The following is a 17,349-nucleotide window of genomic DNA, read 5'->3' as shown; positions in this document are numbered from 1 at the left end:
CCGGCCTCCTGGAGCGGCGCGCCCGCCGGGCAGGCGCCGGCGGAGGCCTCGATGTTTCAATTCCCCGGTGACTGACTACGACGTGCTCCGCGTCTTCTGCGGACCCAGCGGCGGATACGGCAACGAACTCGGCGTCGTCCGCGACGGCTCGGCGATCCCGGAGCCGGACGACCGGCAGGCGTTCGCCGCGAAGCTCGGCTTCAGCGAGACGGTGTTCGTCGACGACCCCGAGCGCGGTGTCATCGACATCTACACGCCCACCCTGCGACTGCCGTTCGCCGGGCACCCCTGCGTGGGCACGGCCTGGCTGCTCGACGTGCCCGAACTCATCACACCGGCCGGGGTGGTGGGCGCGCGCCTGGACGGCGAGTTCAGCTGGATCGAGGCCCGCCCCGAGTGGGCGCCGCCGCGCACGCTGCGGCAGTGCACGACGGCCGCCGAGGTCGATGCCCTGGAGGTGCCGCCGCCGGGAGAGTGGATCTATGCCTGGGCGTGGGAGGACGAGGCGGCGGGCCGCGTCCGCGCGCGGGGCTTCCCCGGCCGGGGCGACGGCATCGACGAGGACGAGGCGACGGGCGCGGCGGCGCTGCTGCTCACGGCCCGGCTGGGCCGCGCGCTGAACATCACCCAGGGCGCGGGCTCACAGATCCTCACGGCACCGCAGCCGGAGGGGTGGGTGGAGGTGGGGGGACGGGTGTTCCTGGAGCGGTAGGCAGGGCGCTTCCGGCGGATCTCCGTGCGACGCCGAGGGCCCTGGGCTAGGCGCTCAGCGGGAACTCCTCGCCCAGGGCCCGGAAGACCTCGATGTTGAGCAGGTACGCCATCTTGCACTCCGCCACGACGCGCTGCTTCTCCAGGTCGTCCACGGGCATCGCGTCCAGCAGTTCCCGGTAACTCCTCTTGAACGCCGCCGGGTTGGCGACCCCTTCGAACACATAGAACCGCACTCCGTCGCCCTTCCGGGCGAAGCCCCACGTCTTCTCGGCCCTGTCGCGGATGATCTGGCCGCCGGACAGGTCGCCCAGGTAACGCGTGTAGTGGTGGGCGACGTACCCGGCGGGCCACCGCTCGGCGCACTCCCGGACCCGGGCCGCGTACCTCCGTGTCGCGGGCAGCGCCGTCAGGTCCGCCCGCCGGCCGGGCTCCCGCAGGTGCGCGAGGTCCCGCTCCAGCGCGCCCAGCCGGAACAGCTCCGGCCGTACGAAGGGCCCGGCCACCGGGTCGGCGGCCAGCCGCTCGGCGCCGGACTCCAGGGCCTCGTACAGGAACCACAGCTGCTCGGTGTAGCGCGTGTACGCCTCGACGCCCAGTCTGCCGCCGAGCAGGTCCGTGATGAACGTCGAGGTGTTCGCCTCCCGGTGCTGCTCCTGTGACGCGGTGCGGATGAGCGCCGAGAGCGCCGTGCTGGTCGTGTCCGGCGTGTTCATGCGGCCTCCCGGGGCGGTTGCCGACACCCTGTCGGTAAAATTCTACCCCGGATCACGGGATCGGCCCATGGAAAAGCCCGCCCCGGGGACAGGGCGGGCTTGCCGTGGTGCGCGCGGTCGTGCCAGGCGCTACGTGCGCGCGGTCGTGCCAGGCGCTACGGCAGGGTCAGGATCTCCGCGCCGGTGTCGGTCACGACCAGCGTGTGCTCGAACTGGGCGGTCCGCTTGCGGTCCTTGGTCACCACGGTCCAGCCGTCGTCCCACATGTCGTACTCGTATGTGCCGAGCGTGAGCATGGGCTCGATGGTGAAGGTCATGCCCGGCCGCATCACGGTGGTCGCGTGCGGGCTGTCGTAGTGCGGGACGATCAGCCCGGAGTGGAACGACGAGTTGATCCCGTGCCCGGTGAAGTCGCGCACGACGCCGTACCCGAACCGCTTCGCGTACGACTCGATGACCCGACCGATGACGTTGATCTGGCGGCCGGCCCTGACGGCCCTGATCGCGCGGTCGAGGGCCTCACGGGTGCGCTCGACGAGCAGCCGGGACTCGTCGTCCACGTCCCCGACGAGGTACGTCGCGTTGTTGTCGCCGTGGACTCCGCCGATGTACGCCGTCACGTCCAGGTTGATGATGTCGCCGTCCCGCAGGACCGTGGAGTCCGGGATGCCGTGGCAGATGACCTCGTTGACCGAGGTGCACAGCGACTTGGGGAAGCCGCGGTAGCCCAGGGTCGACGGATAGGCGCCGTGGTCGCACATGTACTCGTGCGCGACCCGGTCCAGCTCGTCCGTCGTGACACCCGGCGCGATGATCTTCGCGGCCTCCGCCATCGCCCGCGCCGCGATCCGCCCGGCGACGCGCATCGCCTCGATCGTCTCGGGGTTCTGCACCTCGGGTCCGGAGTACGGGGTCGGCGCGGGTTTGCCGACGTACTCGGGGCGGCGGATGTTTCCGGGTACGGAACGGGTGGGAGAGAGCTCTCCTGGTACGAGCAGCGACTGGCCAGACATGCCGACGAGTCTATCCAGCGGGTGTACGGGAACATGGGCCCTGGTGAAAGGAGCTCCTGCGATGGCGCTGTTCAAGAGGCGGACGGTCGGGAAACCGGGCGAGTGGTACTACTGCCTGGACCACCACAAGGTCGAGGAAGGGCCCGAGTGCCCGGGAAAGGACCGCTTCGGGCCGTACGCGTCCCGTGAGGAGGCGCAGCGCGCGATGGAGATCGCACGCGAGCGGAACCTGGAGTGGGAGACGGACCCCCGCTGGCACGACGCCCCCGAGGGGCAGCCGGAGGACGACTGAGCGGGGGATCGCGGGGCGGGCCGTTCCGGCGGCGCGGCGCGGCGACGATCACCCCGCCCCTCAGCCCGTTCCCTCCCGCAGTGCCCTGAGCCGTATCGCGTGCTCGTCCGGCCGGGCGTGGCGACCCGCGGCCCGCTGCGCACGGCCGGTGGTCTGGCCCGACCGGACCGACATGCGGACGCCTCGTCACACGGCATGCCACCGAAACGGACCTGCCCAGCACGCCGCCAGGCGACCGCGACCCCGTGCCCCGGCGACCGCTTCGCGGCCTCGTGCGTTGGCGGCCGACGCGAGCCCAGGCACGAGCCCAGGGCACGAGCCCAGGGCACGAGCCCAGGCACGAGCCCAGGGCACGAGCCCAGGGAACGAGCCCAGGGAACGAGCCCGGGGCGCGGCGCCAACGGGCCGTGCTCGGCCGACCCGGTGCCCCGGGCACCCGGTTCCCGCCGGGCCTACCACCGCGCCGGCGGCGGTGACGTCAGCTGGTCGGCGAGGCGTGACAGCCGGTCCCAGAAGCGCCGGCGCCCCCGGGGGGTCGGCAGCGCGTTCTCGCCGGCCGCCGCGCTCACCAGGTGCTGCACCGTGTCCAGGTCGAGGTCCGTCTCCTCGGGGACCGTCAGCGACTCGTGCGCCATGGCCGCCAGGTCGCGGTCCCCGGCATCCAGTGCCAGCACCGTCGCCCCGGACCGCCGCGCGTCATGGACCCGCTCCAGCAGCCCGGCCCCCGGCGCGGCGGGCGACACCACCAGCAGCGTCTCCCCGCGCCGCGCCGCCGACAGCCGTCCGAGCCCCACCGCCAGATGCGCCGGATCCGCCGCCCGCGCCCCGTGCCGCACCAGCGTCGGGGACAGCTCCGGCGTTCCCGACCAGGCCGCCTCGTCGACCAGATGCGCCGCCAGATGCCACGGCTCGTACTCCTGCGTGCCCACAAGGAGCAGCCCGCCCCCGTGCGACACCACGGACCCCCGCAGCGTCCCCGCGAACCGTCGTGTGGCGCCCAGCCACTCCGTCCCGGCAAGCACTTCGCGCAGCAACGCGACCCGTACGGCGTCCATACGAGGGCATCCTGCCGCAATCGGCCACTCGTGACCCCGAGTTCACCGCGAATTCGTCCAACCCGGGCAAAGAGCCGGACCAGTGGTCACAGGAGCCGCATCACGCATCACAGCCGGCCCGTCCGAGGAGCCTTCATGACCGAAGTCACCGTTCCCTTCCGCGCGGGCCGCGAGGGCTACGCCAGTTACCGGATCCCCGCCGTCGTCGCCACCGGCGTCGGCACCCTGCTCGCCTTCTGCGAGGGACGGGTGACCTCCGCCGCCGACCACGGGAACATCGACATCGTGCTGAAGCGGTCCACGGACGGCGGCCACACCTGGGGGCCCCTCCGGGCCGTCGCCCGCAACGGCGGCCACCTCGCCGGCAACCCCGCGCCCGTCGTCCTCGACACCGGCCGCATCCTCCTCGTCCACGTCCGCGCGGCGGCCCGCGCGAGCGAGGACGCCATCCGGCGCGGCCGGGTCAAGCCCGCCGACGGGCGCCGCGTCTGGGTGCAGCACAGCGACGACGACGGGCTGAGCTGGTCCGGCCCGCGCGAGATCACCCGGCGGGTGAAGAGGGAGGACTGGCGGTGGTACGCGACCACACCGGGCCACGCCGTCCAGCTCACCACGGGACGTGTCGTCGTCCCCGCCAACCACTCCCTCCCGCCCGAAGGCACCGACGCCGGCACGGAGGGCAGGTACAACGCCGGCCACTGCCTGCTCAGCGACGACCGCGGCGAGAGCTGGTACCTCGGCTACCTCGACGAGAACACCGACGGATACATCAACGTCAACGAGACGACGGCCACCGAACTCCCCGACGGACGCGTCTACTTCAACACGCGCAACGACTCCCCGGCGCCCGGCAACCGCGCCGACGCCCACTCCGGGGACGGTGGCCGCACCCTGGTGGAGCCGTTCCGCCCGCAGGCCGGTCTCCTCGCGCCCATCTGCCAGGCGAGCGTCCTCCAGCTCCGCGACCCCGACCTGCTCCTGTTCTCCGGCCCCGCCGACCCCGCCGCCCGGATCCGGATGAGCGTGCGCGTCTCCACCGACGCCGGTGCCACCTGGCGGCCCGCGCACACCGTCGACGACCTGCCCGCGGCCTACTCCGACCTCGTCCGTGTCGACGCCGCCACCGTCGGCCTGCTCTACGAGACGGGCGACCGCAACGCCTACGAGACGATCACCTTCCGGCGGATCCCCGTGGCTGCCCTGGCCTGAGCGGCGCCCGGCACCCGCGCGCACGTAGAGTCGGGCCATGACCTCTACCGACAGTGCACCCAAGGCCCCCGCCAAGGACCCCTGGGACCTCCCCGACGTCTCCGGGCTCGTCGTCGGCGTGCTCGGCGGCACCGGGCCGCAGGGCAAGGGCCTCGCCTACCGGCTCGCCAGGGCCGGCCAGAAGGTGATCATCGGCTCCCGCGCCGCGGAGCGCGCCCGGGCCGCCGCCGAGGGGATCGGCCAGGGCGTCGAGGGCGCCGGCAACGCCGAGACCGCACGGCGCAGCGACGTCGTGATCGTCGCCGTGCCGTGGGAGGGCCACGGCCCGCTGCTCCAGTCGCTGCGCGAGGAACTGGCCGGCAAGCTCGTCGTCGACTGCGTCAACCCGCTCGGCTTCGACAAGAAGGGCGCGTACGCGATCAGGCCGGAGGAGGGCAGCGCCGCCGAACAGGCCGCCGCACTGCTGCCGGACTCGCGGGTCGCCGCCGCCTTCCACCACCTGTCCGCCGTACTCCTGGAGGACCCTGAGGTGGCACAGATCGACACCGACGTCATGGTCCTCGGCGAGGAGCGCGCCGACGTCGAGATCGTCCAGGCGCTGGCCGGGCGCATCCCCGGCATGCGCGGCGTCTTCGCGGGACGGCTGCGCAACGCCCACCAGGTCGAGGCCCTCGTGGCCAACCTGATCTCCATCAACCGGCGCTACAAGGCGCACGCCGGGATCCGCATCACCGACGTGTGAGCCCATGGGGGACACTGGTCGTCGAAGCAGTGTCCCCCGACAGGAGCCGACCCCCATGCCCCGCCTCGCTCTCTACGCCCTCGCCGTCTGCGTCCTGTCCGTGGCCGCGGCCGTCGTCTCCTTCGTCCAGGGCAGCTGGCTGGGGATCGTATGGGTGCTGCTCGCGGGCCTGACGTCCAACATGACCTGGTACTACGTGCGCCGCGCCCGGGCGGGCCGGGACGGCTCGGTCACGGGCTGACCGAGCAGTACGCGTTGGTCCCCTGCCAGAAGCGGTAGAGCTCCTGGCCGCAGTACCGGTCGAGGTCACCGATGCCCAGGCCGCCCAGGATCGAGTCGATCACATGGAAGAACGCGCTGTTGATCGACGGGACCCACAGCAGGGCGAACACGAAGAGCAGGCCGAAGGGCGCGAAGGGCTCCACCTGGCGCCTGACGCCGTAGGACAGCCAGGGCTCGATGACGCCGTAGCCGTCCAGGCCCGGCACCGGCAGGAAGTTCAGGATCGCGGCCGTGACCTGCAGAAGGGCGAGGAAGGCGAGGGCGAACCGGAAGTCGCTCGGCACGCCGTTCAGGGCGCCCAGCCAGAACGGGGCCGTGCACACGACGGCGAACAGGACGTTCGTCAGCGGGCCCGCCGCCGAGATCAGGCTGTGCCGCCAGCGGCCCCGGATACGGCCCCGCTCGATGAAGACCGCGCCGCCCGGCAGGCCGATCCCGCCCATGATCACGAAGATCACCGGCAGGACGATGCTCAGCAGCGCGTGCGTGTACTTCAGCGGATTGAGCGTGAGATAGCCCTTCGCGCCGACCGAGATGTCGCCACCGTGCAGCGCGGTGCGCGCGTGGGCGTACTCGTGCAGACACAGGGAGACGATCCACGCGGCCGTCACGAACAGGAACACGGCCACGCCGGGCTGCTCGGCGAAGCCGCTCCAGGTCGCCCAGCCGGTGACCGCCGTCACGGCCAGGAGCCCGACGAAGACGGAGCTGATCCTGCGGTCGCTGCGCCGGGTGGCGGCGGTGGTCATGGGACTCCCTGGATTCGTGTGTGTGCGGGGGACTGCCCGACGGTACCGGGCGCACCCCGAAAACGTCTCGCGCAGGTGACCGAGTTCCGGAGAGGGTGGGGCCATGGGGAACTGGAAGGTGTTCTACGCGGACTGGCAGACGGAGTGCCGCGGTACGCCGTTCTCGGTGGGGGACGAGGTCAGCCGGGCTCTGCTGCCCAAGGCCGACGACGACCTGCTCGGCGGGGGCCGGGACGAGGAGCTGCTCAGCTCGTTCGCGGCACCGGTGGAGCACGTGCGCGACGACGAGGAGGGCGCGCTCCGGCCGGTGCGCCCGGCTCGCGGCGTCTGGCACGCACGTTCGCTGCGTTGCCGAGCCTGAGTCGGGAGTCCTGGTCGACCTCGACGCCCCCGTCGCCGCCCCGCCCGCACCCCGTGACCGGCCCTGACCCGACCGGAGACAATGAACCCCGTGCGCTATCGCATTCTCGGCACCACCCAGGCACTCCGCGCCGACGGCACGCCCGTCCCGGTCGGCGGGGCCCGGCTGCGTGCCCTGCTGACCGTGCTCGCCCTGAGGGCCGGCCGGACCGTCCCCGCCGCCCTTCTCGTCGACGAGGTGTGGGACGGCGACCCGCCTGCCGACGCCACCGGCGCCCTGCAGGCGTTGGTCGGGCGGCTGCGCCGGACGCTGGGAGCGGCCGCGGTGGAGTCGGTCGACGGCGGCTACCGGCTGGCCGCGGTGCCGGACGACATCGACCTGCACCACTTCGAGCGGCTCGCCGGTGAGGGTCTGCGCGCACTGGCCGACGGCGACCCCGCGAAGGCGGCGGTCGTCCTCGACGACGCCCTCGCCCTGTGGCACGGGCCCGCCCTGAGCGACCTCCCGGACCGTACCGCCGAGGCGGCCCGCTGGGAGACCCGCCGCCTCGACGTGCGCCGCGCCCGGCTCACCGCCGCCCTCGCCCTCGGCCACGGTGAGCAGTACCTGCCCGAGCTGACCGCCCTCTGCGACCTCCACCCCCTCGACGAGCCCCTCCAGGCCCTGCGTCTGCGCGCCCTGCGGCAGGCGGGCCGCCCGGCTCAGGCCCTGGCCGCGTACGAGGACGTACGGCAGCTGCTCGCGGACCGTCTCGGCTCGGACCCCGGGCCCGAACTGCGCGCCCTGCACGGTGAGTTGCTGCGCACCCCGGAAGCCGAGCCGCCCCGTGCCCTGCCCCGCCCCACCCCGCCCGCCGACGGGGCGAGACCCCCCGCGCCCGCGCCCCCGGGCAACCTCCGGGCCCGTCTGACGTCCTTCGTCGGGCGGGACGCCGACATCGACGCCATTCGCGGTGATCTCGCCGTGGCCCGCCTCGTCACCCTGCTCGGACCGGGCGGTGCCGGGAAGACCCGGCTGTCCCAGGAGGCGGCCGAGGCCCTGGCGGACGCGCCGCGCGACGGGGTGTGGCTGGCCGAGCTGGCACCGGTCGACGACCCGGAGGCGGTGCCCGAGGCCGTCCTCACCGCCGTCGGGGCGCGCCAGACCGTGCTGCGCGGCGCGGGCGCCGAGGAGATGCGCGCCGTCGCCGAGCGGCACGACGACCCCCTGGTCAGGCTGGCCGAGCACTGCGCACGGCGCCGTATGCTGCTTATCCTCGACAACTGCGAACACGTCGTGGACGCCGCCGCCCGGCTCGTCGAGCACCTCCTCGGACGCTGTCCCGAGCTGGCGGTCCTCGCCACCAGCCGCGAACCCCTCGGCGTACCGGGGGAGTTGCTGCGCCCGGTGGAGCCGCTGTCGCAGCCGTACGCGCTGAAGCTGCTCGCCGATCGTGGCGCCGCCGCTCGGCCCGGCTTCCGCATCGAGGACGACCCCGAGGCCGCCGAGGAGATCTGCCGCCGCCTCGACGGACTGCCGCTCGCCATCGAGCTGGCGGCCGCCCGGCTGCGGATGCTGTCACCGCGTCAGATCGCGGAACGGCTCGACGACCGCTTCCGGCTGCTCACCTCGGGCAGCCGCACGGTGCTGCCCCGACAGCAGACCCTGCGGGCTGTCGTCGCCTGGTCCTGGGACCTGCTCGACGCGGACGAACGCGCGGTGCTGCGCCGGTTGTCCGTCTTCTCCGGCGGCTGCGACCTCACCGCCGCGGAGGCCGTGTGCGGGCCCGCCGCACTGGAGGCGGTCGCCTCCCTCGTCGACAAGTCCCTGGTGGTGGCCGGCCCGTCGGGTGACGGGGAGATGCGCTACCGGCTCCTGGAGACCGTCGCCGAGTACGCCGGTGAACGGCTCGACGAGTCCGGGGAGCGGCTTGGTACCGAGCGAGCCCACGTCACGTACTACCGCGAACTCGCCCGTACCACCGACCCGTTGCTGCGCTCGTCGGGCCAGCGTGCCGCGGTGGACCTGCTCCAGGTGGAGTACGAGAACCTGCGCACCGCCCTGCGCCACGCCGTCGCCGCCCGCGATGAGCAGGAGGCGCTGTGCCTGCTGCTCTCGCTGGCCTGGTACTGGCACATGCGTGACCTGCGCACCGAGGCCCGCATCTGGTCCGGCGCGGTCACAGCCCTCGGCCCCGACCCCTTCACGGCGCCCGCCCGCCCGGTGCCGGACCTCCCCGAGACGTGCACGGACAACCCGCCGCCGATGCGCCCGGAGATCCTCGACGAGGCCCGCCGGGGCGCCCATCTCGTCCAGCTCGCCTGTATGGACATGGAGATCCAGTCGTGGGAGACGCCGCAGGCCAAGGAGAAGCTGCGCGTCATCAGCGAGACCTACCGCCCGGGCCAGCCGCAGACCTGCCGGATGCCCGGCTTCCTGTGGTTCTTCGCCGTTCTGCTCAGCGGCGACCTGGACCGCATGCGCGCGGTCCTCGACGAGTCCGTCCGCACGTGCCGCGAGTTCGGCTACACCTGGGAGCTGGCCCAGGCCCTGCAGATGCGGGCCAACATCCTCGCCAACCGAAGCCACTGGGCGGGGGACGCGACCCGGGACGCGGACGAGGCACTGGAGATCTTCCGCCGGATCGGGGACACCTGGGGCGCGGCCGAGGCCCTGTCCGCCCGGGGCGAGGCCCGTGAGCGGCGTGGCGACTACCTGCTCGCCGCCGCCGACTACGAGGCCGCCCGCCAGTACGCCGAACAGCTCGGCGCCCGCTCCCAGATGGCCGTGCTCGGCGCCCGCCTCGGCCGCGTCCTGATGGACGCGGGGGAGGGCGAGAAGGGGGAGCGGCTGCTGCGCCAGGTCGTCGAGGAGGCCCAGGGTTCGTTCAGCGACGCCATGCCCGCCGCCCGGCTCTTCCTGGCGATGTGGCTCGGCCGCACGGGCCGGGTGGCCGAGTCACGTGAGCAACTGCGGCTGTTGCTCAGGGACTTCGGGGCCGTGAGGTTCGTGGTCTTCGACGGCCTCGTGCTCGGTGTGGAAGCCTGGCTGGACGCGCTGGAGGAGCGGTACCCGGAGGCACTGGTCAAGGTGCGCCGGGCGCTCGCGCGGGCGACGGACCGGATGAGCCTGGCGATCGCCCCGCACATGGCCTCCGTGCACCTGATGACCGCCGCTACCGCGCTCACCGGCCTGGACGGCGGCAGCCGCGCCAGGGACGCGGCCAGGTGCCTGGGCGCCGCCGACCATCTGCTGCCGCCCGGCCACGTCCACGCCCCGATGGAGCGGGAGACCCGCGCCCAGGCGGAGGCGGGCGCCCGCGCGGTGCTGGGCGACGCGGTGTACCAGGCCGCGTACGCGGAGGGCGGCGGGCTCTCCCTGGAGGAGGCCGCCGCCCTCGTCTGACGCGGATGAGCGGACCGGTGCCGGCGCGGCGCGGGTCAGCTCTTGGTGGTGAACTTGCGGATGGCGATCGGTGCCATGACCGCCGTGATCACGACCGACCAGATCAGCGTCATGAACACATCGTGGGTGATCGGCCGGCCGCCGTTCATCAGACCGCGGGCGGCGTCCGCGAGCGTCGACAGCGGGTTGTAGTCGGTGAAGGCCTTGAGCCAGCCCGGCATGGTGGACGGCGGAGAGAAGATCGACGACCCGAACTGCAGAGGCATCAGCACGAGGAACCCCATTCCCTGGATGGCCTGGGCGCTCTTCATCACCACGCCCATGGTCAGGAAGATCCACATGATGGAGGAGCCGAAGACCATCGAGAGCCCGATGGCCTCGAACAACCCCGGCACGCTGGCGATGGACAGCCCCAGTGAGAAGCCGACCGCGAGCAGGATCGCCGTGGCGACCAGCATCCGGCCGATCTCGACCGTGATCTTGGCGATGAGGACCGAGGAACGGGCGATCGGCAGGGACCGGAAGCGGTCCATCACGCCCGTCTGGAAGTCCTGGTTGAAGCCGGTTCCGACAGCCATGGCGATGTTCATGCCCATCATGGCCATCAGACCGGGGACCACGTAGTTGACGTACTGGTCCTGATGGCCCTTGCCCGCGATCGCGCCGCCGAAGACGAACACGAACAGCAGACAGAAGACGATCGGGAACAGGATCGCGTCGAACATCGACTCCGGGTCCTGGCGGATCCACAGCAGATTTCGGCGGACCAGGGCGCCGATGTGGCGCAGATTGCCGCGCAGTCCGATGCGGCCCTCGGCCACGGTCGCGGTAACGGTGGCGGCGCTCATGCGGCGACCTCCTCACGGGCGGGGGACGCGTCCTGCGGGGCACTGGCCCGGTGGCCGGTGAGGGACAGGAACACTTCGTCCAGGCTGGGCAGTTCGGTGGTGATGCCGGCGAGCGTGATGCCGCGGGCGGTGAGTGCGCCGACCACCGCGGTCAGCTGCTCGTCGCTGAGGATCGGCACCAGGACGGTGCCGGTCTCGGAGTCCACCGTCGCGTGGCCGGGACCGGTGAGGCCGAACTCGTCGAGCGCGTCGGCGGTCGGGCGCAGCTCCAGCGGGTCCGCCGGGCGGATGCGGAGCGTACGGCCGCCGACCTTCGCCTTGAGCTCGTCGACGCGGCCGCCCGCGATGACCTTGCCGCGGTCGATGACGGTCAGCTCGGAGGCCAGTTGCTCGGCCTCCTCCATGTACTGGGTGGTGAGCAGCACGGTCGCGCCCTCGGCCACCATCCGCTTGACCTCGGTCCACACCTCGTTGCGGGTGCGCGGGTCCAGGCCGGTGGTCGGCTCGTCCAGATACAGGACGGCCGGGTGCCCGATCATCGAGGCGGCGAGGTCGAGACGCCGCCGCATACCGCCGGAGTACGTGGACGCCGGGCGCTTGGCGGCCTCCGTGAGCGAGAACCGCTCCAGGAGCCCCTCGGCCCGGGCGCGGGCCTCCTTGCGGGGCAGGTCGAGGAGCCGGCCGATCATGTACAGGTTCTCGTACCCGGAGAGCTTCTCGTCGACCGACGCGTACTGGCCGGTGAGGCCGATCACGCGCCGGATCTGGCGCGGCTGGCGGACCACGTCGTAGCCGGCGACCGTCGCATGGCCGGCGTCCGGGGTGATGAGGGTGGACAGGCAGCGGACGAGGGTGGTCTTGCCGGCGCCGTTCGGTCCGAGCACGCCGAGGACGGTGCCCTCGCGCACATCGAGGTCTACGCCGTCCAGCGCCTTGGTCTCGCCGTAGTGCTTGACCAGCCCCCGTACGGTGACGGCCGCGTCCGGAGCGGCCTCGCTGGGGTTGTTGTCGATTCGCGTCATGCCGACCAAGGTGCCAGCCGCCACCGACAAACCACCGACAGGTCACCTACAGCCGCCCCGCATCCGCCCACGCTCCGCCGGCGCACGGCAGCGAACAGCCCGCCGACGGGGGAAGATCGGCGGGCTGCCGCGCGCCCCGTGGGTCGGGGCGCCCGGTAAGGGGCGCGGGACGGATACGCCGTGCGGCTGGTGCGGCTCCGCCGCGCGGGCGCGATCGGCCGAGGACGGCCCGCAGCGTTCCGAATGCCGCAGCCCCTGGAAGGTCAGTGCACCGAGTGCTCCTCAAGAGGGAACGTTCCACCCACGACGTCCTCGGCGAAGGCCTTCGCCGCGTCGCCCATGACCTGTCGCAGGTCCGCGTACTTCTTCACGAACTTCGGCACCCGTCCGCCGGTCAGGCCCAGCATGTCGGTCCACACCAGGACCTGGGCGTCCGTCTGCGGCCCCGCGCCGATGCCGACGGTGGGGATGTGCAGCGTCCGCGTGACCTCCGCGGCCAGCTCCGCCGGGACCAGCTCCAGGACGACCGCGAACGCGCCCGCGTCCTGCACGGCCTTGGCGTCCCGCAGCAGCTGGTGTGCCGCCTCGTCGCCCCGGCCCTGCACGCGGTAGCCCATGGTGTTCACGGACTGCGGGGTCAGGCCGATGTGTGCCATGACCGGGATGCCGGACTCCACCAGGAGCTCGATCTGGCCGTGCGAGCGCTCGCCGCCCTCCAGCTTCACGGCGCCGACCCCGGCGTCCTTCACCAGACGGGTGGCGGAGCGCAGCGCCTGCACCGGACCCTCCTGGTACGAGCCGAAGGGCAGGTCGCCGACGATCAGGGCGCGCTGGGTGCCCCGTACGACCGCGGCGCAGAGCATGGTCATCTCGTCGAGGGTGACGGGTACCGTCGTCTCGTACCCGAGGTGGCAGTTGCCCGCGGAGTCGCCGACCAGCATGACCGGGATGCCGGCCTCGTCGAACACGGACGCGGTCATCGCGTCGTAGGCGGTGAGCATGGGCCAGTTCTCGCCGCGCTCCTTGGCGGCGGTGATGTCGCGCACGGTGATGCGGCGGGTGCTCTTGCCTCCGTACAGCGCCTTGCTGCTGTCGGAGGGCTTGAGCGCACCCTGAGCGGGCTGCCCCTGGGCAGCCGGAAGCTGCGTCATCGCAACGGCTCCTTCTGTCATCTCGAGGCGCCCTGACGGCGTCCCCGGACCACCCCCATGGTGGCACCTCGTGCCACGCGCGGCTAGGGGAGGGGGCGCCACGCGGCTTCCCCCGGGTGGCCGCCCGCTCCCGGACCGGCGCGGGCCCCGAGTGCGGGCCTGCGTCTGCGGTCCTAGGACCTTTCCCCCTCTGGCCTAGGTCTCTTCTTAAGGCCTCCGTAAAAGGTTCCAATACGAGACCGTTCCGTATCGGAATTCGCCTAGGCTCCTCCCCATGACTACCCCTGCAGTCCCAGTGGAACGGCGGGTGCCCGAGGAGGTGCACCGGCGCCGCTGGGCCATCCTCGGCGTGCTGATGCTCAGCCTTCTGATAGTGGTGCTCGACAACTCCATCCTGAACGTAGCGATCAAGACCATCTCCACCCCGGCACCGACCGGCCTGGGCGCCACCCAGAGCGAGCTGGAGTGGGCCATCAACGCCTACACCCTCGTCTTCGCCGGGCTTCTGTTCACCGCGGGCCTGCTGGGTGACCGCCTGGGCCGCAAGAAGACGCTGCTGGCCGGTCTCGCGGTGTTCGGCGCCGGGTCGGCGCTCGCCGCCGAGTCGGGCTCGTCGGCCCAGCTCATCGCGTTCCGCGCGCTCATGGGCCTCGGCGCGGCCTTCGTCATGCCCGCGACGCTCGCCGTCCTCATGAACGTCTTCGAGCGCGACGAGCAGCCCAAGGCCATCGGTATCTGGGCCGGCGGCGTCGGTCTGGCCATCGCCATCGGCCCGATCACCGGCGGTGTGCTCCTCGACCACTTCTGGTGGGGCTCCGTCTTCCTGATCAACGTGCCGATCGTGATCATCGCGCTGGCCCTGATGCTCTGGCTGGTCCCCGACTCCCGGGACCCCAGCCCCGGCCGCGTCGACCCCGTCGGCGTCGTCCTGTCGGTCGTCGGCCTCGTTCTGCTCGTCTACGGCATCATCAAGGGCGGCCAGCTCGCCGACTTCACCGACACCACGGTCCTCGCGACCATCGCCGCCGGTCTGGCCGTCCTCGCCTTCTTCGTCGTGTACGAGAAGCGCAGCGACCATCCGTCCATAGACGTCACCTACTTCGCCAACAAGGTCTTCTCGGCCGCCATCGCCGCGATCGCGCTGGTCTTCTTCGCGCTGATGGGCGTGACGTTCTTCTCCGTCTTCTACACCCAGAGCGTGCGGGGCTACTCGCCGCTGCAGACCGGTCTGCTGATGCTGCCGCTGGCCGCCGCGCAGATGATCTTCGCGCCGCGTGCCCGGCTGCTGGTCGACCGGTTCGGCAACCGCGCCACGACCACCGCCGGCATGGTCATCATCGCCGCGATGCTCGCCGCCTTCGCCGCCCTGAAGGCGGACACCCCGATCTGGGTCCTCGAGGTCGTCTTCTTCCTCATGGGCACCGGCATGGCGCACATCATGACGCCGACCAGCGTCGTCATCATGCAGGCGCTGCCCCGCGAGAAGGCGGGGTCCGCGTCCGCGCTCAGCAACACCTTCCGTCAGGTCGGCGGTGCGCTCGGCATCGCGGTCCTCGGGTCGGTCCTGTCCACGAGCTACCGCAACGGCATCCAGGACAAGCTCTCCCTCCTCCCGGCGGGCGTCCGCCACACCGCGGGCGAGTCGATCGAGGCGACGCTCGGCGTGGCCGCGAAGCTCGGCCCGCACGGCAAGGCCCTCGTCGCCCCGGCCAACGACGCGTTCCTGCACGCCATGCACGTCACCGCGCTGTGCGGCGCGGGCGTGGCGGTGCTCGGCGCGATCGTGGTGGCGCTGTTCCTGCCCGGGAAGGCGCCCGCACCGCAGGAGGACAAGGAGGAGCGGCAGTTGGTGGCCGCGGAACACTGACGCCACGTCATGACGGGCACTCGGGGAGCCGGGTGCCCGTTCAGACGTACAGCGGGAAGAACCATCCCAGCGCAGCAAGGACGGAGTCGAATGTGAGCCTCGCCGACAGCCGGCCCCAGCAGCCCCAGCAGGACTGCCCCGTACGCGGACGCCCTCGCAGCGAGGCCGTCGAACGGGCCATCATCGAAGGGGTGATGAAGCTGATCGAGGACGGTGTGCCCCTCGCGGACCTGTCCATAGAGCGCATCGCCCGCACCGCCGGCGTCGGCAAGGCCACCATCTACCGCCGGTGGAGCGACAAGGAGGACCTCTTCATCGACGTCCTGCGCGCCGCCGAGCCCGAGGACCCCGAACTGCCCGGCACCTCGGCACGCGACGACCTCGTCGTGCTCCTGGAGTCGCTGCGGCAGCGCGGCCTGGCCAGCCGCTCCTCGGCGATCCTGCACAACGTGTACGTCCAGATGAAGAGCAGCCCCAAGATCTGGGCCGCGTACCACGCGACCGTCGTCGCGCCCAGGCGCCGGATCGGCATGGAAGTGCTGCGCCGAGGACAGGAGAACGGCGAGGTGCGACAGGACGTCGACCTCGACCTGATGAACGACATGCTCGTGGGCCCCATGCTCGTACGTTCCCTGCTGCGCCCCGACGCCCGGCTGGAGGAGGGGCTCGCCGAGCGGATCGTCGACACGGTCCTGGAAGGGCTACGGCCCGTCAGTTCCTAGTTCCTATGTCCAGGTTTCGTCACAGAAGGCCTTCTCGTGCCCTCATCCGGAACTCCGGGCACCGCCTTCTTCGTCATCGTGCCCGTACGGCCGTCATGGGACGGCAGGGACGGAACCGATCATCCCCTAGGGTCGTAACCGCGGGGGAGACGGTGTGCACGGCAGGTTGTGAGGCGACGGTATGGCGCAGGCGTACATGACGGAGACGGGCGGCGGCGGCACGGGGCCGGACCGTCGGGGGTCCCGGCTCCGGCGCCTGTACGACGGCCTGCGCGGCGACCGGGGCATCTGGCGCCGCGGAATCGTGTCGGCCGCCCTCGCGGTCGTCCTCGCGCTGGTGATGCTGCTGCACGCGCGGATCCCCAACACCGTCGGCAACCTCGGCAGTCTCAGCGAGACGTTCCTGCCCTGGCTCGGTGTCGTGTTCGTTCCGCTGCTGCTGATCCTCGCGGTGGTGAGGAAGTCGGCGACCGCGCTGATCGCGCTGCTGGTGCCCGTGGCGGTCTGGCTGAACCTCTTCGGGGGGCTGCTCGGCGACAAGACCGGCAGCGGCGGCGACCTGACCGTCGCCACGCACAACGTCAACGCCGAGAACCCCGATCCCTCCGGCACCGCGCGCGACGTGGCCGCGTCCGGCGCGGACGTGCTGGCCCTGGAGGAGCTGAAGGCGTCCGCCGTCCCGGTGTACGAGCGGGCGCTCGCGTCGACGTACCGGTACCACTCGGTCCAGGGCACGGTCGGCCTGTGGAGCAGGTACCCGCTGAGCGGGGTGCGGGTCGTGGACATCAAGCTGGGCTGGACCCGGGCGATGCGGGCGACGGTGACCACGCCGGACGGGCAGGTCGCCGTCTACGTCGCCCATATGCCCTCGGTGCGGGTGAAGCTGGCGGCCGGGTTCACCGCACGGCAGCGGGACACCAGCGCGGACGCGCTCGGTGAGGCCATCGCCGACGAGAAGCTGGGCAGGGTGGTCCTGCTCGGCGACCTCAACGGCACCATGAACGACCGCTCGCTGAACGCGGTCACCTCGCAGATGCGCTCCACGCAGGGCGCGGCGGGCAGCGGCTTCGGCTTCAGCTGGCCGGCGTCGTTCCCGATGGCCCGGATCGACCAGATCATGGTGAGGGGCGTCGAGCCGGTGAGCTCGTGGACCCTGCCACGGACGGGCAGCGACCATCTGCCGGTCGCGGCGCGTGTGAAGGTGGCCACACCCGCGTCCTGAACG

At 72.1% G+C, this 17,349-nt stretch carries 17 protein-coding genes; 10 read left to right on the top strand and 7 right to left on the bottom strand.

Features of this window, described 5'->3' with window-relative positions; all coding sequences use genetic code 11:
* Positions 1-67: 67 nt before the first annotated feature.
* Positions 68-712 (top strand): PhzF family phenazine biosynthesis protein, encoded by a 645-nt coding sequence (locus tag ASC56_RS03815; protein WP_055489752.1) that lies wholly within the window; start codon positions 68-70, stop codon positions 710-712.
* 46 nt (positions 713-758) lie between these two features.
* Here the strand turns inward: ASC56_RS03815 and ASC56_RS03810 are convergent, their stop codons facing one another.
* Positions 759-1,427 (bottom strand): heme oxygenase (biliverdin-producing), encoded by a 669-nt coding sequence (locus ASC56_RS03810; protein ID WP_055489751.1) that lies wholly within the window; start codon positions 1,425-1,427, stop codon positions 759-761.
* A 155-nt stretch (positions 1,428-1,582) separates the two neighbouring features.
* Positions 1,583-2,440: a type I methionyl aminopeptidase gene (gene map / locus ASC56_RS03805; RefSeq protein WP_055489750.1), complete on the bottom strand. Its 858-nt coding sequence runs from the start codon at positions 2,438-2,440 to the stop codon at positions 1,583-1,585.
* Between the two features lie 61 nt (positions 2,441-2,501).
* Between map and ASC56_RS03800 the strand changes: the two genes are divergently transcribed.
* The gene (locus ASC56_RS03800) at positions 2,502-2,732 is read left to right on the top strand and encodes a hypothetical protein (protein WP_055489749.1); all 231 of its coding nucleotides are present in this window, start codon (positions 2,502-2,504) and stop codon (positions 2,730-2,732) included.
* Between the two features lie 452 nt (positions 2,733-3,184).
* On the opposite strand, the gene ASC56_RS03795 is transcribed toward ASC56_RS03800, so the two are convergent.
* Positions 3,185-3,787 (bottom strand): hypothetical protein, encoded by a 603-nt coding sequence (locus ASC56_RS03795; protein WP_055489748.1) that lies wholly within the window; start codon positions 3,785-3,787, stop codon positions 3,185-3,187.
* 135 nt (positions 3,788-3,922) lie between these two features.
* Between ASC56_RS03795 and ASC56_RS03790 the strand changes: the two genes are divergently transcribed.
* Genes ASC56_RS03790 through ASC56_RS03780 form a run of 3 tightly spaced genes read left to right on the top strand, consistent with a single transcriptional unit; the run spans position 3,923 to position 5,979 of the window.
* Positions 3,923-4,996, top strand: coding sequence for an exo-alpha-sialidase (locus tag ASC56_RS03790; protein WP_055489747.1), 1,074 nt, complete (start codon positions 3,923-3,925; stop codon positions 4,994-4,996).
* A gap of 37 nt (positions 4,997-5,033) precedes the next feature.
* Entirely contained in the window at positions 5,034-5,738 is a 705-nt protein-coding gene (npdG, locus tag ASC56_RS03785; RefSeq protein WP_055489746.1) for an NADPH-dependent F420 reductase, read from the top strand.
* A 4-nt stretch (positions 5,739-5,742) separates the two neighbouring features.
* Entirely contained in the window at positions 5,743-5,979 is a 237-nt protein-coding gene (locus ASC56_RS03780) for a hypothetical protein (protein ID WP_079102278.1), read from the top strand.
* Here ASC56_RS03780 and ASC56_RS03775 read toward each other — a convergent pair.
* Entirely contained in the window at positions 5,969-6,769 is an 801-nt protein-coding gene (locus ASC56_RS03775; RefSeq protein ID WP_055489744.1) for a site-2 protease family protein, read from the bottom strand. The genes ASC56_RS03780 and ASC56_RS03775 overlap by 11 nt on opposite strands.
* 103 nt (positions 6,770-6,872) lie before the next feature.
* Between ASC56_RS03775 and ASC56_RS03770 the strand changes: the two genes are divergently transcribed.
* Together ASC56_RS03770 and ASC56_RS03765 are read left to right on the top strand one after the other, a co-directional pair.
* Positions 6,873-7,130, top strand: coding sequence for a DUF6578 domain-containing protein (locus tag ASC56_RS03770; RefSeq protein ID WP_055489743.1), 258 nt, complete (start codon positions 6,873-6,875; stop codon positions 7,128-7,130).
* A gap of 81 nt (positions 7,131-7,211) precedes the next feature.
* Positions 7,212-10,514 (top strand): BTAD domain-containing putative transcriptional regulator, encoded by a 3,303-nt coding sequence (locus ASC56_RS03765; protein ID WP_055489742.1) that lies wholly within the window; start codon positions 7,212-7,214, stop codon positions 10,512-10,514.
* Positions 10,515-10,549: 35 nt separating this feature from the next.
* On the opposite strand, the gene ASC56_RS03760 is transcribed toward ASC56_RS03765, so the two are convergent.
* From ASC56_RS03760 to panB, 3 genes are all read right to left on the bottom strand, one after another.
* A complete protein-coding gene (locus ASC56_RS03760; protein WP_055489741.1) occupies positions 10,550-11,362 on the bottom strand; it encodes an ABC transporter permease in 813 nt (270 codons plus the stop codon).
* Complete coding sequence (locus tag ASC56_RS03755) at positions 11,359-12,384, bottom strand: ATP-binding cassette domain-containing protein (protein WP_371330029.1); 1,026 nt, start codon at positions 12,382-12,384, stop codon at positions 11,359-11,361. The genes ASC56_RS03760 and ASC56_RS03755 overlap by 4 nt, the downstream gene beginning before the upstream one ends.
* A 263-nt stretch (positions 12,385-12,647) precedes the next feature.
* On the bottom strand, positions 12,648-13,535 hold the full coding sequence (panB, locus tag ASC56_RS03750; RefSeq protein WP_055489740.1) for a 3-methyl-2-oxobutanoate hydroxymethyltransferase: 888 nt from the start codon (positions 13,533-13,535) through the stop codon (positions 12,648-12,650).
* 274 nt (positions 13,536-13,809) lie between these two features.
* On the opposite strand from panB, the gene ASC56_RS03745 reads away from it, so the two are divergent.
* The 3 genes from ASC56_RS03745 (at position 13,810) to ASC56_RS03735 (ending at position 17,346) form a co-directional block, all read left to right on the top strand.
* The gene (locus ASC56_RS03745; protein WP_055489739.1) at positions 13,810-15,402 is read left to right on the top strand and encodes an MFS transporter; all 1,593 of its coding nucleotides are present in this window, start codon (positions 13,810-13,812) and stop codon (positions 15,400-15,402) included.
* A 92-nt stretch (positions 15,403-15,494) separates the two neighbouring features.
* Positions 15,495-16,124: a TetR/AcrR family transcriptional regulator gene (locus ASC56_RS03740; RefSeq protein ID WP_055489738.1), complete on the top strand. Its 630-nt coding sequence runs from the start codon at positions 15,495-15,497 to the stop codon at positions 16,122-16,124.
* 181 nt (positions 16,125-16,305) lie between these two features.
* Positions 16,306-17,346, top strand: coding sequence for an endonuclease/exonuclease/phosphatase family protein (locus ASC56_RS03735; protein WP_055489737.1), 1,041 nt, complete (start codon positions 16,306-16,308; stop codon positions 17,344-17,346).
* The last annotated feature ends 3 nt before the right edge of the window (positions 17,347-17,349 follow it).

Origin of the sequence: Streptomyces sp. TP-A0356 (genome assembly GCF_001417775.1) — a bacterium.
Taxonomy (GTDB): Bacteria; Actinomycetota; Actinomycetes; order Streptomycetales; family Streptomycetaceae; genus Streptomyces.
The sequence above is the reverse complement of the archived record's forward strand: the minus strand, read 5'-3'. Positions and strand labels throughout refer to the sequence as shown.

Coding starts and splice junctions, on each gene's coding strand:
- ASC56_RS03765 (WP_055489742.1), top strand. CDS start 7,212: ATGAACCCCGTGCGCTATCGCATTCTCGGCACCACCCAGGCACTCCGC.
- ASC56_RS03770 (WP_055489743.1), top strand. CDS start 6,873: ATGGGGAACTGGAAGGTGTTCTACGCGGACTGGCAGACGGAGTGCCGC.
- ASC56_RS03810 (WP_055489751.1), bottom strand. CDS start 1,427: ATGAACACGCCGGACACGACCAGCACGGCGCTCTCGGCGCTCATCCGC.
- ASC56_RS03795 (WP_055489748.1), bottom strand. CDS start 3,787: ATGGACGCCGTACGGGTCGCGTTGCTGCGCGAAGTGCTTGCCGGGACG.
- ASC56_RS03775 (WP_055489744.1), bottom strand. CDS start 6,769: ATGACCACCGCCGCCACCCGGCGCAGCGACCGCAGGATCAGCTCCGTC.
- ASC56_RS03755 (WP_371330029.1), bottom strand. CDS start 12,384: ATGACGCGAATCGACAACAACCCCAGCGAGGCCGCTCCGGACGCGGCC.
- ASC56_RS03745 (WP_055489739.1), top strand. CDS start 13,810: ATGACTACCCCTGCAGTCCCAGTGGAACGGCGGGTGCCCGAGGAGGTG.
- npdG (WP_055489746.1), top strand. CDS start 5,034: ATGACCTCTACCGACAGTGCACCCAAGGCCCCCGCCAAGGACCCCTGG.
- ASC56_RS03790 (WP_055489747.1), top strand. CDS start 3,923: ATGACCGAAGTCACCGTTCCCTTCCGCGCGGGCCGCGAGGGCTACGCC.
- ASC56_RS03760 (WP_055489741.1), bottom strand. CDS start 11,362: ATGAGCGCCGCCACCGTTACCGCGACCGTGGCCGAGGGCCGCATCGGA.
- ASC56_RS03780 (WP_079102278.1), top strand. CDS start 5,743: ATGGGGGACACTGGTCGTCGAAGCAGTGTCCCCCGACAGGAGCCGACC.
- ASC56_RS03735 (WP_055489737.1), top strand. CDS start 16,306: ATGGCGCAGGCGTACATGACGGAGACGGGCGGCGGCGGCACGGGGCCG.
- ASC56_RS03800 (WP_055489749.1), top strand. CDS start 2,502: ATGGCGCTGTTCAAGAGGCGGACGGTCGGGAAACCGGGCGAGTGGTAC.
- panB (WP_055489740.1), bottom strand. CDS start 13,535: ATGACGCAGCTTCCGGCTGCCCAGGGGCAGCCCGCTCAGGGTGCGCTC.
- map (WP_055489750.1), bottom strand. CDS start 2,440: ATGTCTGGCCAGTCGCTGCTCGTACCAGGAGAGCTCTCTCCCACCCGT.